17 protein-coding genes and 1 tRNA gene are annotated in these 17,367 nt (G+C 60.3%); all 18 read left to right on the top strand.

Features of this window, described 5'->3' with window-relative positions; genetic code table 11:
* The first annotated feature begins 9 nt into the window (after positions 1 to 9).
* The 18 genes from QR290_RS08170 to QR290_RS08085 all read left to right on the top strand — a co-directional run bounded on the left by QR290_RS08170 (position 10) and on the right by QR290_RS08085 (position 17,344).
* The gene (locus QR290_RS08170; protein WP_289204686.1) at positions 10 to 825 is read left to right on the top strand and encodes an ABC transporter permease; all 816 of its coding nucleotides are present in this window, start codon (positions 10 to 12) and stop codon (positions 823 to 825) included.
* Complete coding sequence (locus QR290_RS08165; protein WP_262194371.1) at positions 822 to 1,610, top strand: ABC transporter ATP-binding protein; 789 nt, start codon at positions 822 to 824, stop codon at positions 1,608 to 1,610. Before QR290_RS08170 ends, QR290_RS08165 begins: the two co-directional genes overlap by 4 nt.
* 12 nt (positions 1,611 to 1,622) lie before the next feature.
* Complete coding sequence (locus QR290_RS08160) at positions 1,623 to 2,348, top strand: urea amidolyase associated protein UAAP1 (protein ID WP_289204685.1); 726 nt, start codon at positions 1,623 to 1,625, stop codon at positions 2,346 to 2,348.
* Between the two features lie 11 nt (positions 2,349 to 2,359).
* Positions 2,360 to 3,001: an urea amidolyase associated protein UAAP2 gene (locus QR290_RS08155; RefSeq protein WP_007957962.1), complete on the top strand. Its 642-nt coding sequence runs from the start codon at positions 2,360 to 2,362 to the stop codon at positions 2,999 to 3,001.
* Positions 3,002 to 3,176: 175 nt separating this feature from the next.
* Entirely contained in the window at positions 3,177 to 6,809 is a 3,633-nt protein-coding gene (gene uca / locus QR290_RS08150; protein ID WP_289204684.1) for an urea carboxylase, read from the top strand.
* Positions 6,810 to 6,833: 24 nt separating this feature from the next.
* Entirely contained in the window at positions 6,834 to 8,606 is a 1,773-nt protein-coding gene (atzF, locus tag QR290_RS08145; protein ID WP_289204683.1) for an allophanate hydrolase, read from the top strand.
* 157 nt (positions 8,607 to 8,763) lie between these two features.
* Positions 8,764 to 10,251, top strand: coding sequence for a sensor domain-containing diguanylate cyclase (locus QR290_RS08140; RefSeq protein ID WP_289204682.1), 1,488 nt, complete (start codon positions 8,764 to 8,766; stop codon positions 10,249 to 10,251).
* Between the two features lie 5 nt (positions 10,252 to 10,256).
* Complete coding sequence (locus QR290_RS08135; protein ID WP_007957955.1) at positions 10,257 to 10,475, top strand: cysteine-rich CWC family protein; 219 nt, start codon at positions 10,257 to 10,259, stop codon at positions 10,473 to 10,475.
* A gap of 33 nt (positions 10,476 to 10,508) precedes the next feature.
* The gene (locus QR290_RS08130) at positions 10,509 to 11,201 is read left to right on the top strand and encodes a pseudouridine synthase (protein ID WP_115076876.1); all 693 of its coding nucleotides are present in this window, start codon (positions 10,509 to 10,511) and stop codon (positions 11,199 to 11,201) included.
* A gap of 316 nt (positions 11,202 to 11,517) precedes the next feature.
* Positions 11,518 to 12,402, top strand: coding sequence for an alpha/beta fold hydrolase (locus QR290_RS08125; protein ID WP_115076875.1), 885 nt, complete (start codon positions 11,518 to 11,520; stop codon positions 12,400 to 12,402).
* Between the two features lie 170 nt (positions 12,403 to 12,572).
* Positions 12,573 to 12,646, top strand: a tRNA-Gly gene (locus QR290_RS08120).
* A 349-nt stretch (positions 12,647 to 12,995) separates the two neighbouring features.
* Complete coding sequence (locus QR290_RS08115; RefSeq protein ID WP_289205275.1) at positions 12,996 to 13,730, top strand: zeta toxin family protein; 735 nt, start codon at positions 12,996 to 12,998, stop codon at positions 13,728 to 13,730.
* A complete protein-coding gene (locus tag QR290_RS08110; protein ID WP_167443763.1) occupies positions 13,718 to 13,885 on the top strand; it encodes a hypothetical protein in 168 nt (55 codons plus the stop codon). The genes QR290_RS08115 and QR290_RS08110 overlap by 13 nt, the downstream gene beginning before the upstream one ends.
* 431 nt (positions 13,886 to 14,316) lie before the next feature.
* Positions 14,317 to 14,727 carry a PaaI family thioesterase gene (locus tag QR290_RS08105; RefSeq protein WP_289204681.1) on the top strand — a complete coding sequence of 137 codons (411 nt, stop codon included), beginning with the start codon at positions 14,317 to 14,319 and terminating at the stop codon, positions 14,725 to 14,727.
* Between the two features lie 222 nt (positions 14,728 to 14,949).
* Positions 14,950 to 15,129: a type II toxin-antitoxin system HicA family toxin gene (locus tag QR290_RS08100; protein WP_007957952.1), complete on the top strand. Its 180-nt coding sequence runs from the start codon at positions 14,950 to 14,952 to the stop codon at positions 15,127 to 15,129.
* 34 nt (positions 15,130 to 15,163) lie between these two features.
* A complete protein-coding gene (locus QR290_RS08095) occupies positions 15,164 to 15,571 on the top strand; it encodes a type II toxin-antitoxin system HicB family antitoxin (protein ID WP_115076874.1) in 408 nt (135 codons plus the stop codon).
* Between the two features lie 203 nt (positions 15,572 to 15,774).
* Entirely contained in the window at positions 15,775 to 16,092 is a 318-nt protein-coding gene (locus tag QR290_RS08090) for a helix-turn-helix transcriptional regulator (RefSeq protein WP_115076873.1), read from the top strand.
* Complete coding sequence (locus QR290_RS08085; RefSeq protein WP_115076872.1) at positions 16,085 to 17,344, top strand: type II toxin-antitoxin system HipA family toxin; 1,260 nt, start codon at positions 16,085 to 16,087, stop codon at positions 17,342 to 17,344. Before QR290_RS08090 ends, QR290_RS08085 begins: the two co-directional genes overlap by 8 nt.
* Positions 17,345 to 17,367: the final 23 nt, after the last annotated feature.

The following is a 17,367-nucleotide window of genomic DNA, read 5'->3' as shown; positions in this document are numbered from 1 at the left end:
GATTTGGCCATGCGCCTGATCAATCGCCACCCGGATCGCCCGAGTCGTCTGCTGCTGGTGATCCTGCCGTTCGCCCTGGTGCTGTTCGCCTATTTCATGGGCTCGGCCGAGCGCCTGGCGGAGAACCCCAACGACAAACTGCTGCCCAGTGCCGTGCAGATGACCGATGCGGTGAAACGCCTGGCATTCAATGCCGACAGCCGCACCGGTGAATATCTGCTCTGGCAGGACACCGCCGCGAGCCTGCAACGCCTGGCCATCGGCCTCGGTATCGCCGCGCTGGCCGGGCTGTGCCTGGGCATGGCGGCCGGCACCCTGCCGCTGTTCGGCGCACCGTTGTCGCCGATGCTGACGGTGTTATCGATGGTGCCGCCGCTGGCGATCCTGCCGATTCTGTTCATCGTCTTCGGCCTCGGCGAGCTGTCGAAAGTGATGCTGATCGTGATCGGTATCACCCCGGCACTCGCCCGTGATCTGGAACAACGCGCACGGGACATTCCGGTCGAACTGCTGATCAAGGCGCAGACCCTCGGCGCCTCGACCTGGACCCTGATGCTGCGTGTGGTTCTGCCACAACTGTTGCCGCGCCTGCTGATTTCACTGCGGCTGATGCTCGGTTCGGCGTGGCTGTTCCTGATCGCCGCCGAAGCCATCGCCTCTACCGACGGTCTGGGCTACCGGATTTTCCTCGTGCGCCGTTATCTGGCGATGGATGTGATCCTGCCGTACGTGGTGTGGATCACTCTGCTTGCCTGGCTGATGGATTGGGGCCTCAAGCGCCTGACAAGGCGTGCATTCCCCTGGTATGAGGGGGCAGCCAAATGAGCTTCATAACAGTGAAAAACGTCTGGCAGCAATACGCCGACCAAGTGGTGCTCGAAGGCTTGAACCTCAACGTCAACGAGGGCGAGTTCTGCACACTGGTCGGTGCCTCGGGCTGCGGCAAGTCGACCTTCCTGCGCCTGCTGCTCGGTCAGGAAACCGCCAGTCGCGGCGAGATCCTGCTCGACGGCCAGCCACTGGCTCGCGAGCCGGATGCCAGCCGTGGCGTGGTGTTCCAGCGCTACTCGGTGTTCCCGCACCTGAGCGTGCTGGACAACGTCGCCCTCGGCCTCGAACTGCCCCGGGCGCCGCTTCTCGGGCGTCTGTTCGGCAGCGCCAAACGGGACGCCCGCGAGCAGGCCTCGGCGTTGCTGCAAAAAGTCGGCCTCGGCCATGCGCTGGACAAGTACCCGGCGCAACTGTCCGGCGGCATGCAACAGCGGCTGGCGATCGCCCAGGCGCTGATCATGAAACCGCGCGTGTTGCTGCTCGACGAGCCGTTCGGCGCGCTCGATCCGGGCATTCGCAAGGACATGCACGCGTTGCTGCTGGAGCTGTGGCGCGAGACGCAACTGACCGTGTTCATGGTCACCCACGACCTGTCCGAAGGTTTCAGCCTCGGCACCCGTCTGCTGGTGTTCGACAAGGTCCGCCTCGACCCGCACGCCCCCGGCGCCTATGGCGCCCGCATCACCTACGACATCCCTTTGAACAGCGACCGCCGCGCCCAACGCGCCGCCGTCGACGCCTTGCCGGTGCAACTGGCGAGCGCCCTTCGAACCGCTTGAGAGGAATTTCCCATGACTGATTCAACCCGAATTTTTCCACCCTTCGCCGAAGAAACCCTGCCCGGCGGCGGCCACCGCTCCTTCGTCTTGAAGCGTGGGCAACTGCTGCGCCTGACCGACCTGCGCGGGGGGGCCAACGTCAGCCTGACCTTGCTCAACGCCAACGAAAAAACCGAACGCCTGAACCTGCCCGACAGCCTCAAATGCCAACACACCGCCAAGCTGACCACCGGCCATTGCCTCTACTCGGACATGGGCCGCGTGCTGGCGGCGATCACGGCGGATACCTGCGGCTGGAGCGACAGCCTCGGCGGTGTGCTGTGCGCCGAGGAAGTCGCGGAAAAATACGGCCAGGGCCGCTATCAGGAACTGCGCAACGGTTTCTTTCGCAACGGCACCGACAACCTGCTGGTGGAACTCGGCAAGTGGGGGCTGGGCCTGTCCGACCTGCTGATGACCCTCAACCTGTTCAGCCGGGTCAACGTCGATGACAGCGGGCGTTTGCACTTTGCCGAAGGCCATTCGCAGGCCGGTGACTACATCGAACTGTATGCACCGATGGACACCCTGGTTGTGCTCACAGCCCTGCAACATCCGCTCGATCCGTCGCCGCAATACGCACCCAAACCGCTGAAGCTGAGCTGGATGAACGCCGACCCGAGCGTCGCCGAGCACTGCCGTACCTCGCGCCCGGAAAACGAGCGCGGCTTTATCAACACCGACCGTTTGTTCGCCTGAGGATCGTCGCCATGTCAGTTGCTATCGCCACTTCGCAAAAACAACCCGACGCTGCGGTGTACCGCGCGACCATTCCCGCCGGCGAACCCTGGCTGATGGAGGTCAAGGCCGGCCAGACCCTGCGCATCCTCGATCTGGAAGGCAATCAGGCGGTCGACACCTTGTTTTACAGCGCCGCCAATCCCCGTGAGCGCTACGACGTGCAACGCACATTGCGCCGACAAAACAACGTCTACCTGAGCACCGGCAGCGTTTTGTATTCCAACCTCGGCAAACCGATGCTGACTCTGATTGCCGACACCTGCGGCCGCCACGACACCCTCGGCGGTGCCTGCGCGCAAGAGAGCAACACCGTGCGCTACGCCCTGGAAAAACGCTACATGCACAGCTGCCGCGACAACTACCTGCGCGCCTGCGCCCACGACGGACGCCTGGGCAAAGGTGACATCGGGCCGAATATCAATTTCTTCATGAACGTGCCGGTGACTGCCGAGGGCGGCCTGACCTTCGAAGACGGGATTTCCGCCCCCGGCAAATACGTCGACCTGCGCGCGGAGATGGACGTGATCGTGCTGATCTCCAACTGCCCGCAACTGAACAACCCGTGCAACGCCTACAACCCGACGCCTGCGGAGCTGCTGGTATGGAACTGAAATTCGTCCGTCTGCGCCGCTGGTTGTTTGCTCTGTGCCAGGCACGCTCGGGCCAGTGCCTGAAAAAGTGAAGTGATTTCGCCGTCGGGGACGACCCTGGCGCCTGAACAAAAACGGCGGGACGGCCCGCCTCCCAGTCGAGCCCGCACCCTGCGCGGGCTCCGGGGGTTTCTCCATGTTCGAAAAAGTCCTGATTGCCAACCGTGGCGCGATTGCCTGCCGCATCCTGCGCACCTTGCGTGAACTGCACGTCAAAGGCGTCGCGGTGTACTCCGAAGCCGATGCCGCCAGCCTGCACATCCTGCAAGCGGACGAAGCCAACAGCCTCGGCGAAGGCGCAGCGGCCGGCACCTATCTGGCCGTGGACAAGATTCTCACCATCGCCAAAGCCACTGGCGCCACTGCGATCCACCCCGGTTACGGCTTCCTATCGGAAAACGCCGCGTTCGCCGAAGCCTGCGCCAACCATGGCATAGCCTTCATCGGCCCGACACCGGAGCAACTGCGGGTGTTCGGCCTCAAGCACACCGCACGCGCCCTGGCCAAACAGCACGGCGTGCCGATGCTCGAAGGCACCGGACTGCTCGACAGCCTCGACGCCGCACTGACGGCCGGCGAACAGGTCGGCTATCCGGTGATGCTCAAAAGCACTGCCGGTGGCGGTGGCATCGGCATGCGTGTTTGCCGTAACGCCAGCGAGCTGAGCGAGTCGTTCGAGGCGGTGAAGCGTCTCGGTCAGAACAACTTCAGCGACGCTGGCGTGTTCATCGAGAAGTACATTCAGCGTGCGCGGCACCTGGAAGTCCAGGTGTTCGGCGACGGCCACGGCGCGGTGATCGCCCTCGGCGTGCGCGATTGCTCGGTGCAGCGGCGCAATCAGAAAGTCCTCGAGGAAACCCCCGCACCGAACCTGCCCGAAGGCATGGCGGATGAACTGTGCGCGGCGGCGATCAAACTGGCCAAAGCAGTGAATTACCGCAGCGCCGGCACCGTCGAATTCGTTTTCGACAGCGATGCGCAGCGCTTCTATTTTCTGGAAGTGAACACCCGGTTGCAGGTCGAACACGGCGTTACCGAACAGGTGTGGGGCGTCGATCTGGTGCGCTGGATGATCGAGTTGGCGGCCGGTGACTTGCCGCCGCTGGCCGAGTTATTCGCAGGCCTGCAACCGCAGGGGCATGCGATTCAGGCGCGGCTGTATGCCGAGGATCCGGGCCGCGATTTCCAGCCCAGCCCCGGCTTGCTGACGGCGGTCGATTTCCCCGTCGCCGACGGCCGGCATCTGCGCATCGACACCTGGGTCGAGGCCGGTTGTGAGATCCCGCCCTACTTCGATCCGATGATCGCCAAAGTCATCAGCTGGGCGCCAACCCGCGAACAGGCGCGTGCCGATCTGCATCAGGCCCTCGGCGACAGCGTGCTGTACGGCGTGGAAACCAACCGTGACTACCTGCGGCAGATTCTGCTCGATACGCCGTTTGCCAGCGGCCAGCCCTGGACCCGTTGCCTGGAAGGCCTGGTGTACCGGGCCAACACCTTCGAAGTGCTGAGCGCCGGCACCCAGACCAGCGTCCAGGACTACCCCGGTCGCCTCGGTTACTGGGCGGTCGGCGTGCCACCTTCGGGGCCGATGGACAGCCGCGCCTTGCGCCTGGGCAATCGTTTACTGGGCAACGATGAAGGCCTGGCGGCGCTGGAAATCACCATGAGCGGGCCGTTGCTGCGCTTTAATTGCGATGCAGTGGTGGCCGTGACCGGCGCACCGATTGCCCTGACACTCGACGGCCAGCCGCAGGCGATGAACACCGCTCTGCTGATTCCGGCGGGCAGCCAACTGCATCTGGGCAATCTGCCGGGCGCCGGGGCCCGCAGCTACCTGTGCCTTCGCGGCGGCGTGCAAGTGCCGGATTATCTGGGCAGCAAAAGCACCTTCACCCTCGGCCAGTTCGGTGGCCATGGCGGGCGGGCCTTGCGCGCCGGTGACGTGCTGCATCTCGCTGCCCTGAATGAGCGCAGCGCCGGGCAGACGTTGGCACCCCATCACGTCAGCGAATTACCTGCCGTGCGCCGGATCCGCGTCATCTACGGCCCTCATGGCGCGCCTGAATACTTCACTGAAAACTACATCGGCACCTTTTTCGCCACGCAATGGGAAGTGCATTTCAACTCCAGCCGCACCGGCGTGCGCCTGATCGGGCCGAAACCAGAGTGGGTGCGCGCCGACGGCGGCGAGGCCGGTCTTCATCCGTCGAACATCCACGACAATCCCTACGCCATCGGTGCGGTGGACTTCACCGGTGACATGCCGGTGATCCTCGGCCCGGACGGCCCGAGCCTTGGCGGGTTTGTCTGCCCGGTGACGGTGATCGAGGCGGATCTCTGGCAACTGGGTCAGCTCAAGGCTGGGGACAAGGTGCAGTTCGTGCCGATCGACCTCAAGACCGCACGCGATCTCGCCCTCAAATGGGATACCTGTGGGAGCTGGCTTGCCAGCGATGAAGTTGACGCGGTGTCTGCTCGGACCCCATCGCTGGCAAGCCAGCTCCCACAGGGCTTGGTTTCGCCTGTGGTTCTGGAGTTGGGTCAGGACGACAAGCGGCTGGTCGGGCGTGTGTCCGGCGATACCCATCTGCTGCTGGAAATCGGCGCGCCGGAACTGAATCTGGTCCTGCGCTTCCGGGCCCACGCACTGATGCAGGCGCTGGAAAGCAAAAGCCTGCAAGGCGTGATCGACCTGACACCTGGCATTCGTTCGCTGCAGATCCACTATCAGCCCGAGCAACTGCCGCTGGCCGATCTGCTCGGGATCGTCGCTGGCGAGTGGGATGCCGTGTGCAGCGCCACTGACCTGCAAGTGCCGTCGCGAATCGTTCACCTGCCCCTGTCGTGGGACGATCCGGCCTGCCAGTTGGCGATCGAGAAATACATGACCACCGTGCGCAAGGACGCGCCGTGGTGCCCGAGCAATCTGGAGTTCATCCGCCGCATCAATGACCTGCCCAACCTCGACGAGGTGCAACGCACGGTGTTCGATGCGAGCTATCTGGTGATGGGCCTCGGCGACGTCTACCTCGGTGCGCCGGTCGCCACGCCGCTCGACCCGCGTCATCGGCTGGTGACCACCAAATACAACCCGGCGCGCACCTGGACCGCCGAGAACTCGGTGGGCATTGGCGGCGCCTACATGTGCGTCTACGGCATGGAAGGCCCGGGCGGATATCAGTTCGTCGGGCGTACCTTGCAGATGTGGAACCGCTATCGCGAAGTCGCCGCGTTCGAAGGCAAACCGTGGCTGCTGCGCTTCTTCGACCAGATCCGCTTCTACCCGGTCAGCGCCGACGAACTGCTGCGCATCCGCCGGGATTTTCCCCTCGGGCGTTTCGACCTGAACATCGAACAGAGCCAGCTCAACCTCGGCGACTATCAAGGGTTTCTCAACCGCGAAGCCGAGAGCATCCACGCCTTTCGCCAGCAGCAACAAGCCGCGTTCAACGCCGAGCGTGAACGCTGGATCGCCAGCGGCCAGGCGCACTTCGACAGCGAAGAAGCCGTGCCGCAAAGCCACGAAGAAACGCCGCTGGCCAGCGGTCAACAGAGTGTCGACAGCCACATCGCCGGCAACCTGTGGCAGGTCCAGGTCGAGGTCGGGAGTCGCGTCGCGGCCGGCGATGCGCTGGTGATTCTGGAGTCGATGAAGATGGAAATCCCCGTGCTCGCGCCACTGCCCGGCGTGGTCCGGGAGATTCGTGTGCAACCCGGTTCGGCGGTACGCGCCGGTCAACGGGTCGTGGTGCTGGAACTCGACTGAACCCATTTTGCAAAGGATGACCTCATGAATCTGCAACTCGATGCCCTGCGCCAGGCCTACCGCGACGGTCAGACCACACCGCGCAAATTGCTGTTGGCCCTGCGGGAAAAAGCCGCTGCGCTCAATCCCGACTATCACCTGTTTATTCATCTGCTCAGCGTCGAGGAACTGGAGCCGTACCTCGCCAGCCTCGACGACCGTGATCCTGAGAGCTTGCCGCTGTATGGCGTGCCGTTCGCGATCAAGGACAACATCGACCTCGCCGGTGTCCCGACCACGGCCGCGTGCCCCGCGTTCGCCTACGTTCCCGAACGCTCGGCAACCATCGTCGAACAGTTGCTGGCACTGGGGGCGATTCCGCTGGGCAAGACCAACCTCGACCAGTTCGCCACCGGCCTCAATGGCAGCCGCTCACCCTATGGCGCCTGCCCCAATAGCGTATTGCCGGAATATCCCTCCGGTGGTTCCAGCGCCGGCTCGTCGCTGGCGGTGGCGCTCGGCGTCGCCAGTTTTGCCTTGGGCACCGACACCGCAGGCTCGGGACGGGTGCCGGCAGCACTGAACAACCTGGTGGGTTTGAAGGCCAGCAAAGGGCTGATCTCCACCGCTGGGGTCGTACCGGCCTGCCGCACGCTGGACTGCGTCACGACCTTCACCGCCACCGCACGCGAGGCGAGCCAGTTGCTGGCACTGACCGCCCGTTTCGACCCTCGGGATGAATACAGCCGCCGCAATCCGGCGTGGAATGACGGCTCGGCATTCGGTGCTCCCAAACCCTTCCGGTTTGGCGTACCGCGGGCGCAGGATCTTGAGTTTTTCGGTTGCCCCGAAGGGCCACTGCTGTTCGGCGATGCCATCGACCGTCTGAAGGCTCTGGGCGGCGAAGCAGTCGAACTGGATCTGTCACCGTTCCTCGAAGCCGCGCGGTTGCTGTACGAAGGGCCATGGGTCGCCGAGCGTTACAGCGTTGCCGGCGAACTGATGGAACAGCGTCCCGAAGCGGTGCTGCCGGTGATCCGCGCGGTGCTGGCCAAGGCCCCGGCGGTGACAGGCGTGCAAGCGTTCCGTGCGCAGTATCGACTGCAAGCACTCAAAGCCGTTTGCGATCAGGCCCTCGACGGACTCGACTGCGTGCTCACGCCCACCATCGGCCGCCCGGTGACCCTGGCAGAACTGGACGCCGAGCCGGTGCTGCGCAACGCCGAACTGGGTTACTACACCAACTTCATGAACCTGCTGGATTACGCGGCCGTCGCCGTGCCCAGTGCGCTCATGAACAACGGTTTGCCGTGGGGCGTGACGCTGTTTGGCCGGGCGTTCACCGACCAGTATCTGCTGGGCCTGGCGGACGCCTTGCAGCGCCAGCAGAATCCGCTGCTGCCGACACCGGCGAGTCCGGCGCGCAATGACCGGGCGCGGCTGGTGGTCTGCGGCGCGCACCTTGACGGACTGGCCCTGAACTGGCAGTTGCAGCAACGCGGCGCACGCCTGATCGAAGCCACCTACAGCTCGAAGGACTACAAACTCTACGCGCTGGCCGGCGGCCCACCGCTGCGTCCGGGCATGCTGCGCGTGGCGGAAGGCGGCGCGGCAATCGAGGTGGAAGTCTGGGAGTTGCCGAGCGGCGAACTTGGTTCGTTCCTGACCGGTATCCCGGCCCCGCTCGGGCTGGGCAAGGTACAACTGGCGGACGGTCGCTGGGAAAGCGGATTCATCTGTGAACCCTACGGCCTGGAAGGTGCGATCGACATCAGCCATCTGGGCGGCTGGCGCGCCTACCTGGCCAGCCGCGACTGACCCGAAAATCTGGCAAATCGCCGACCCTCTTCCTGCTCGAGAGGGTCGGTGAGAGAGCGGCGTCTGATTACCCGTCATTTCAGGCACAAATCCCGCAGTTTTTTCCCGACCATCTCACTAGAATGCTGCCATCGGGCCACCGTCGACGGAACTGCCAATGCCGCTCAGATCTGCGTTTTACTCCCAACGTTCGCTGGTATTGACTCTGGTCGCCCTCCTCGGCGCAGGTTTCCTCGCCACCTCGCTGCTCAGCTACTACGCCTCGCGAGCGTCGATCCGCGACAACATCGTCAACACCGAACTGCCGCTGACCTCCGACACGGTGTATTCGGAAATTCAGAAAGACCTCGTCAGACCGATCCTGATTTCCTCGATGATGTCCCGTGACACCTTCATGCGCGACTGGGTGGTGAACGGCGAGAAAGACAGCGACCAGATGACCCGCTACCTCGACGAGGTCATGACCCACTACGGCGCCTACACCGCGTTCTTCATTTCCAACAGCACCCACACCTACTACCACGCCAAGGGCGTGCTCAAGCAGGTGAAAATCGACGAGCCGCGCGACGCCTGGTACTTCCGTGTACGCGACATGAAGGATCCGTACGAGATCAACGTCGACCCGGACCTGGCCAACAAAGACAACATGACCTTCTTCATCAACTACAAGGTCTATGACTACAACGATCGCTTCATCGGCGCCGCCGGCGTAGGGCTGACGGTGGACGCAGTGATCAAGCTGATCGACAAGTACCAGCAGCGCTATCAACGCAGCGTTTACTTCGTCGACACCTTCGGCCGACTGGTCTTGACCGGCGCCGAAGGTGGGCCGGAAGGGGCGCCAGTCGGGAAAAGCCTCAACGATCTCGACAGCATGAAAGGCCTGGTCAGCCAGTTGCCCAAACCCCACAGCGGCAGCTACGAATATTCCGCCCACGGCCAGGGACATTTCCTCAACGTACGGTTTATTCCGGAGTTGAACTGGTACCTGTTCGTCGATAAACGCGAAGACGGAGCGCTGAGCGAAATCCGCCAGTCGCTGTACCTCAACCTGCTGATCTGCCTGCTGGTGACGCTGATCGTGCTGGCGCTGGTCAACCGGTTAATCCGCCGCTATCAGGAAAAAATCCACGCCCAGGCCACCCTCGACAGCCTCACCGAACTGCCCAACCGCCGCGGCTTCGACCTGCTCGCCGCGCAAGCGCTGCACGAAGCTCATCGCGAGCCGAAACCGCTGACCGCGCTGCTGCTGGATCTGGACCACTTCAAAGTCTTGAACGATACCTACGGACACATGGCCGGCGATCAGGTGCTGATCGGGTTCGCCCGGGACCTGCAAAGTTGCTTGCGGCATTCCGACATCGTCTGCCGTTGGGGCGGTGAGGAATTTATCGTTCTGCTGAAGGACACTGACGGCGAGACCGGTCAGAAGATTGCCGAGAAGATCCGCCAGCACGTCGAACAGCATGAATATGCCTACGACGGTCACACCCTGAATCTGACGGTCAGCATCGGCGCCACCACCCTGCAACGGGATGACACCTTGCACAGCCTGCTGTCCCGGGCCGATCATGCGATGTACCGGGCCAAACAGACCGGTCGTAACCGCACCTGCGTGGAAATGCCTCACTCGGCCTATGCCTGACACTCATGAATAAACCTGACCTCTGCCCGGCCTGCGGCGCGCGCAACGACTGCACCCTGGCCGATCCGCGCACCGCCGACCGCGCCTGCTGGTGCTACGGCGTTTCCATTGACCCGGCAGTCCTTGAAGCGCTGCCGGCGGAACTGCGTGACAAATCCTGCCTGTGCCCGCGTTGCGCCCAGGTCGAGGCGCAACTGCAAGCGGCCAAGCCGTCGATCCCGTAAGATGCGCGCCCCGCTGCCTGCCGATTCCTGATCATGCGTGTCGACCGTTTCCTCAGTAACCTGCCCCGCTACAACCGCAAACAGGTTCGCCTGTTGCTGGTGGAAAAGCGCGTGCGCATTGACGGAAAAGTCGTCAGCGACCCTCACAGCGAAGTCCTGGAATTCAGCCGCGTCGAAGTCGACGACGAAGTGCTGCAAAGCGGCAAACCGGCGCGCTATTTCATGCTGTACAAGCCGCAGGGCTGCGTCAGCGCCACCCGCGATCCCGAGCATCCGACCGTGCTCGACCTGATCCACGAGCCGGACAAGGATGACCTGCACATCGCCGGGCGTCTGGATTTCAACACCACCGGGCTGATGCTGATCACCAACGACGGCAGCTGGTCGCGGCGCCTGACCCAGCCGCAGACCAAACTGCCGAAGGTCTATTACGTCGAGACCGAACAGGAGATCGGCCCGGAATATGCGATCAAGTTCGCCGAGGGGATCTACTTCGCCTTCGAAGACCTGACCACCCAACCGGCGCAGCTGGAGGTGCTCGGCCCGCGAACGGCGCGGCTGAGCATCGTCGAGGGTCGCTACCATCAGGTGAAGCGCATGTTCGGCCACTTCAACAACAAAGTGCTGCGTCTGCACCGCGAATCCATGGGCCCGCTGGCGCTGGATCACGCGCTAAAACCGGGCGAGTACCGCGCCTTGCGCACCGAAGAGATTCATTTGTTCTAAGCAGCCGACCGCTCAGCAGAAGTTGTCGAACAATTTACCAACGGCACTTGCGCGATCCGGATCCCCCTGCTTGAATCAGGACGTCGGCCAAATTGTGACCGATGAGTCACACATAACTTCTAAGAAACTTTTTGCCGGTAGACAGCCCTCAGGGCTGCGCCTCAGCCGGCAGATTGCCCGCCAATAACAATACCCGTCGACCTGCCGTTCCGGATCGACATGGGCTCCAAAATTCCAGGCGTATGCCTACCTGTCACAAAGCTCGTGCAATCTCTATTTGCGCGCATACCCGCTTGCTTGCCAGGAGTCTTATGACATGAGGCCAGAAATCGCTGTGCTGGATATACAGGGTCAGTATCGGGTTTACACGGAGTTCTATCGCGCAGACGCCGCAGAAAAGACCATCATCCTGGTCAACGGCTCGATGGCCACGACTGCGTCGTTTGCACAAACCGTGAAAAATCTGCACCCGCAATTCAACGTGGTCTGCTACGACCAGCCCTACGCGGGCAAGTCGAAAGTCCACAACCGCCACGAGAAACATCTGACGAAAGAAGTCGAAGGTCTGATCCTGCTGGAGCTGATCGATCACTTCGCGGCCGAACACGTGCTGTCGTTCTCCTGGGGTGGCGCCGCGACCATGGTCGCCCTCGCGCATCAGCCTCGGCGAATCGAAAAAGCCGTGATCAGCTCGTTCTCCCCGGTGATCAACGCGCACATGCTTGATTACCTCGAACGCGGCGTCGAATGCCTCGGCCAACGCGATGGCGACCGGGTCGGCCATCTCGTCAACAACACCATCGGCAAACACCTGCCGTCGCTGTTCAAGCGCTTCAACTATCGCCACGTCAGCAGCCTGGCCGAGCACGAATACGGGCAGATGCACTTTCACATCAGCAACGTGCTGAACAGTGATCGCCAGTGCTATCTGAACGCAGCGAAGAAAATCAACGTGCCGGTGCTGTTCATGAACGGCGAATGGGACGAATACACCGCCGCCGAAGATGCGCGCCTGTTCGGCAGCCACGTGGCGCAGAGCACCTTCACCACCCTGCAGGCCACCGGGCATTTCCTCGACATGGAACACAAATCCGCCTGCCGGGACAGCCAGAACGCCCTGCTCGGTTTTCTGAAACCGGCGCACCAAGCCAGCCGAACGCGTTACCAGTTAGTCCAGGATCACCATGCATTGGCCATTTGAAACAGTGTCGTCGCGAGCAAGCCTGCGGGGCTGAGATTCAGCCATTCTCCAGCCCGCAGTGCTTGCCCGCGATTGACCGATTTCGGCTCTGTTTCAGGACTTTCCGTAGTTCGCGTGCAAAGAAAACTTCAAATCCGTGGCCGAGTCTGGTACAAAGTCAGCCGCTCTGAGCGGGTGTCGTATAATGGCATTACTCCAGCTTCCCAAGCTGATAACGAGGGTTCGATTCCCTTCACCCGCTCCAATCGAATTTAGGTCCTGCGTCGTGGTTTGACGGGGGATGCGCAAACAGAAAAAACCGGCCTGCAAGGCCGGTTTTTTTATGCCTGCGTTTTGAGGTCAACTGCTTGTTCGACAAAGAACAATTCAGCAATACACCGTTGATTGCAGATACGGTATCCCTCTCTACTCTTCATCCTCTCCAGCCACAAGAAACACAGTTTGCTCAAAGGAATGATCCATGAGTACGGTTTCCCATCAAGATTTCGACCGATTGGAAACCACTACACTGCGGTAAATCCAGAGCGCAAACCGTAAATGGCCTTTCAATCGAAGAGGGTTCACTTCCAGTGCAGGAAGACAAAAAACTTGGAATGACGGATGAAGAACGGGCCATCTGGGACGATGCGATCAGGTTCGCACGATCAAACAAGAAGGCTATTGGCAAGCGACTCACGGATCAGACCCGGTATCCGCCCGAAAAAGAGCCTGTTTCAGTTTTCATGGCTGGATCGCCGGGCGCTGGCAAGACAGAAGCATCATTAGCCCTGCTGAACCTTTTCTCTGATACGCCGATCCTGCGAATCGATCCAGACGAACTCAGAAACGAATTTGAAGCCTATAAAGGTGGCAATGCCTGGCTTTTCCAAGGCGCCGTTTCAATTCTGGTAGGAAAGCTGATTGATCTTGCCCTGGATCGAAAACAATCTTTCCTGCTCGACGGGACGCTTTCGAATATAGAGATCGCAAGGAACAATGTGCGGCGTTGCCTGGACAAGGGGAGATTTGTACAAATTCTCTATGTCTATCAAGACCCCAGGCTTGCTTGGTCATTTGTCACGGCTCGTGAGGAAGCCGAAGGACGGAGGATTCGACCGGAGCATTTCGTCGACCAATATTTTGCAGCACGTGACGTGGTTAACACGCTTAAGCTAGAGTTTGGCAAGGATCTTCATGTCGATCTGCTTGTGAAGCACATTGATAATTCTGGCCGTCTCTACAAGGCTGGTGTTGACAAGATCGACTACCATATCCCGGAGAAGCATACGAAACACGACCTGACGGTCATGCTTGGGATAAATAACGGAGTAACCCCATGTTTTCCATGAAACTCGGATCCCCAAAGGAGTCCACGAGTCCATTCGCAGACTTCATTCGTAATGCGAAATCGGAAGAAAAAAAGCGCGTTTACAGTGAAGTGCTGACCGAAGCCACCAAAAAACAGAATGAAGTGATGCTGGCTGCACGTGAAAAGCAAGCCTGATTACGTTAGTGGATTCCAAAACTGCCCGGCCAAGTGCCGGGCTTTTTCATTCTGCCGTTGACGTGTTTTACGTGCTCTGGTGTACATCTGACATTGTTGGCAGAGGTCTCACATTACTCAGCGGCTTGGGATGTATTCATCTTCGATGAGCGGCTGCACCGACGCCGTCCGCCACGCTTCTTCCGTCCAACGCTCACCTAATGGATGTGCGTAGTTGTGCTTTTTCCGCTCAGTCTCGGGTTGTGAGGCTTTGTGGTTCAGCACGAACCATGGGGCTGCTGCCCTTACTGCTCCATCGTGATCAGCTTATCGCTGCAAATTCCGCATACGTATGATCCTTCTCCGACGGCGAAGTCAGGTTTAAACCCTCATAAGCAACGCTCCGTATTCAGGCCAAAGACGCTGGTAACCAACCGGCACAAGGAGGGACCATGAACGACACTGCTATTCCCGAGGGCTTCACTCCGCTGACCCGCAGCAGTCCGCTGCTCGACTTGCTTGGCCCGATCTGTACCAGAGGCAGCGGCTTGCAACTTGAAATCGGTCTGCGGACAGACTCACGGCATGCCAATGGACGGGGCACTTTGCATGGTGGGGTCCTGGCGACATTGGCGGACGTCGGCATGGGTTACGCCATGGCATTCTCCAGCGACCCTCCCCTGCCATTGATCACGGCGAGTATGACCCTGGACTATCTCAGCGCGGTGCAGATCAATGAGTGGCTCGAGGTACGCGTTGAGCACTCCAAAAAAGGGCGGCAGCTGGCGTTTGCCACTGTCGGGTTGCATGTCGGTGATCGAATGGTTGCCCGTGCCAGCGCAGTGTTCGCTGTGCCGCAGTAGTCCCCCCCTGAATCCAACCGGTCTTGATGACCGGTTTTTTGTGCCCGTTTCATTTCGCAGCAACGGCCCGCAATACACTCCCAATCCTGCTGAAGGATCCCCGCCTAGACTTCTTCGTGACCGCCGCCCCCATCAAAGGACGATGACCGCTCGGTGGTTATAGTGTTGATCGATAAAAAATCGTGGGTATAGTACCCACCAAGCACACCACAGGGAGGTGTTGTGAATAGCCGTTTTCTAATTGGCCAGCTCGTCGCAGACGGTTGGTATCTGGTGCGGGTCAGGGGCAGTCATCATCACTTCAAGCATCCGACCAAACCTGGTCTGGTCACAGTGCCTCACCCAAAGAAGGATCTGCTCAAGAAAACGGCCATCAGTATTTTGCAGCAGGCGTTGCTTTGACCCGTCAGGTCAATTGCGCCGTGGAGGACGACACATGCTTTACCCGATCGCGATTTCAGTGGGTGACGAAGGACATGCCTGGGGAGTGGAGGTGCCGGATATTCCGGGCTGCTTCTCCGCTGGAGATGATCTGGATGACGCCATGGCAATGGCCCGCGAAGCCATTGAAGGCCATTTCGAGATTCTGGCCGAAGACGGCTCGCCCATCCCGCCAGCCAGCAAGGTCACGCTGCATGCTGCCAACCCTAAATACGCCGGCTGCACTTGGGCGGTGGTGGATATCGATGTGACCAAATACCTGGGCAAAGCTCAGAAACTCAACATCACATTGCCGGGCTATCTGCTCAACCGTATCGATGAATACGTGTTGCACCATCCGGAAGAGAAAAGCCGCTCCGGATTCCTGGCCTCGGCGGCGCTAAAGGTGTTGCAGCAAGTTTGAAGCTGGATAAAGAAAATCGGCCTTAATGACCAACCAGGGTAGAGGCGACCGAACCCCCTTAATATTTAATTCTGCGCTACTGTGTTTTATGGCTATTCATGGGCGATAAACAACACCAAAAGGGAATTATTCAGTTTGAATGACTCAAGCTTAACTCTATAATTTTGTGTTTTAAGGTACGTTTAAGCGGAATAAAACATACCATGTTGGAATTAAACCTCACCAAACCAAGCGAGATCGTCAAACGCCTCTGTCTACGCTTGCGCACAGAGCGGATAGCCCTGCAGATGACGCAAGCCGATGTGGCTGCTCGCGCCGGTGTCGGCACCAATACGGTGGCCAACCTTGAAGCCGGGCGGAATGTCAGTTTCGAAACCGTCGTCCGAGTGGCCATGGTTGTGGGGCGCGTCCAGGAAATCGAAGACCTGTTCTTGCCAAAACTGGACAGCCTGGACGACATCCTTCGTTACGAAGACAGCTCCAGGCGTCAGCGCATAAAACGGAAATCAGGAAATGCTTGAACGAGTGGACGTCTACTACGATGGCTGGGGTGAACACTGGCGGTGGGGCACGCTCGTTTCCACGACGGCTATCACCGGTCGCCCACTGATCGTGTTCGAGTACAGCGACGAGGCAAAGAACAGAGGCCTGGAATTGTCGGCGTACAGACTTCCATTGGAAGGCCCCAAGTTACGGCGTGACTTTCCGCTCCATCAATTGGGTTTGCCTGGACCGGTCTACGATGCGCTGCCGGATGGCTGGGGCATGCTGCTGATGGATCGCTTGTTCAAGCGGCGCGGCCTTAATTCCGCACGCATCGGCGCACTCGAGCGCCTCGCTTACATCGGCAACAATGCCATGGGCGCAATGTCATTCGAGCCGGTGGCACCCGAGGCGCTGGACCCGCAAGTTGAGGTCTCCATTGATCTGCTGGCTGCCGAGGTGCAGGAAGTCCTCAAGGGTGAGGGTGGCGAGTTCTTGCAACAGCTGTTGCTGGTGGGTGGATCTCCGCAGGGTGCCAGACCAAAAGCCTTGGTCTATCGCGATCCGCGAACAGGCACCTTTACCACCATAGCCAGATCAGGGTTCGAGGCCTGGCTGGTCAAGTTTCCCGCCCGGCAGGAGCATCCCGAGGTATGTGCCATCGAAATGGTCTACGCCGAATGCTTGCGGATGTGTGGAATAAAAACACCTGACACTCAGTACTTCAGCCTGCCGAACGGGCTGGCAGCGTTTGCTACCAAACGCTTTGATCGCGAAGACGACTTACGCGTGCCGATGCAAAGTCTCGCAGCCTTCACGGCCGCCGATTTCCAGAATGCCGGAGCGCTGGACTACGTCAACTTCTTGCGTGCGACCCATCTCTGCACCAATGACGTACGAGAGAAAGCGCTCGCGTTTGAGCGTGTAGTCTTCAACGTCGCGTTCAACAATCGCGATGACCACCCGAAAAACTTCGCCTACATCATGTCTAAATCGGGCCAATGGACGCTGGCGCCCGCCTACGATGTGACCTTCTGTGAGGGTCCCGGCGGATACCACCAGATGGACGTCATGGGCGAAGCATTGGAGATCGGACGAAAAGCCATGCTCGACCTTGCAGAGGAAGCGGAAGTATCGGCTGAAACGGCCGACGGCATCATCGCCCGATTCTGCGAGGTGGCTGATCAGTTCGCGACGATGGCAGAAAAGATGTACCCCGGCATCATCACTCAGGACACGTTGCAGACTATCCAGAAACGAATCGATGAAAACGTCGAGCGGCTTCGCTGAGATTGCTCTGCCAAAGCGCCAAA

Source organism: Pseudomonas fluorescens, assembly GCF_030344995.1.
GTDB lineage: Bacteria > Pseudomonadota > Gammaproteobacteria > Pseudomonadales > Pseudomonadaceae > Aquipseudomonas > Aquipseudomonas fluorescens_BF.
Note: the sequence above shows the minus strand (reverse complement) of the source record. Positions and strands in the feature narration are given on the sequence as shown.

Coding starts and splice junctions, on each gene's coding strand:
- QR290_RS08170 (WP_289204686.1), top strand. CDS start 10: ATGCGCCTGATCAATCGCCACCCGGATCGCCCGAGTCGTCTGCTGCTG.
- QR290_RS08165 (WP_262194371.1), top strand. CDS start 822: ATGAGCTTCATAACAGTGAAAAACGTCTGGCAGCAATACGCCGACCAA.
- QR290_RS08160 (WP_289204685.1), top strand. CDS start 1,623: ATGACTGATTCAACCCGAATTTTTCCACCCTTCGCCGAAGAAACCCTG.
- QR290_RS08155 (WP_007957962.1), top strand. CDS start 2,360: ATGTCAGTTGCTATCGCCACTTCGCAAAAACAACCCGACGCTGCGGTG.
- uca (WP_289204684.1), top strand. CDS start 3,177: ATGTTCGAAAAAGTCCTGATTGCCAACCGTGGCGCGATTGCCTGCCGC.
- atzF (WP_289204683.1), top strand. CDS start 6,834: ATGAATCTGCAACTCGATGCCCTGCGCCAGGCCTACCGCGACGGTCAG.
- QR290_RS08140 (WP_289204682.1), top strand. CDS start 8,764: ATGCCGCTCAGATCTGCGTTTTACTCCCAACGTTCGCTGGTATTGACT.
- QR290_RS08135 (WP_007957955.1), top strand. CDS start 10,257: ATGAATAAACCTGACCTCTGCCCGGCCTGCGGCGCGCGCAACGACTGC.
- QR290_RS08130 (WP_115076876.1), top strand. CDS start 10,509: ATGCGTGTCGACCGTTTCCTCAGTAACCTGCCCCGCTACAACCGCAAA.
- QR290_RS08125 (WP_115076875.1), top strand. CDS start 11,518: ATGAGGCCAGAAATCGCTGTGCTGGATATACAGGGTCAGTATCGGGTT.
- QR290_RS08115 (WP_289205275.1), top strand. CDS start 12,996: ATGACGGATGAAGAACGGGCCATCTGGGACGATGCGATCAGGTTCGCA.
- QR290_RS08110 (WP_167443763.1), top strand. CDS start 13,718: ATGTTTTCCATGAAACTCGGATCCCCAAAGGAGTCCACGAGTCCATTC.
- QR290_RS08105 (WP_289204681.1), top strand. CDS start 14,317: ATGAACGACACTGCTATTCCCGAGGGCTTCACTCCGCTGACCCGCAGC.
- QR290_RS08095 (WP_115076874.1), top strand. CDS start 15,164: ATGCTTTACCCGATCGCGATTTCAGTGGGTGACGAAGGACATGCCTGG.
- QR290_RS08090 (WP_115076873.1), top strand. CDS start 15,775: ATGTTGGAATTAAACCTCACCAAACCAAGCGAGATCGTCAAACGCCTC.
- QR290_RS08085 (WP_115076872.1), top strand. CDS start 16,085: ATGCTTGAACGAGTGGACGTCTACTACGATGGCTGGGGTGAACACTGG.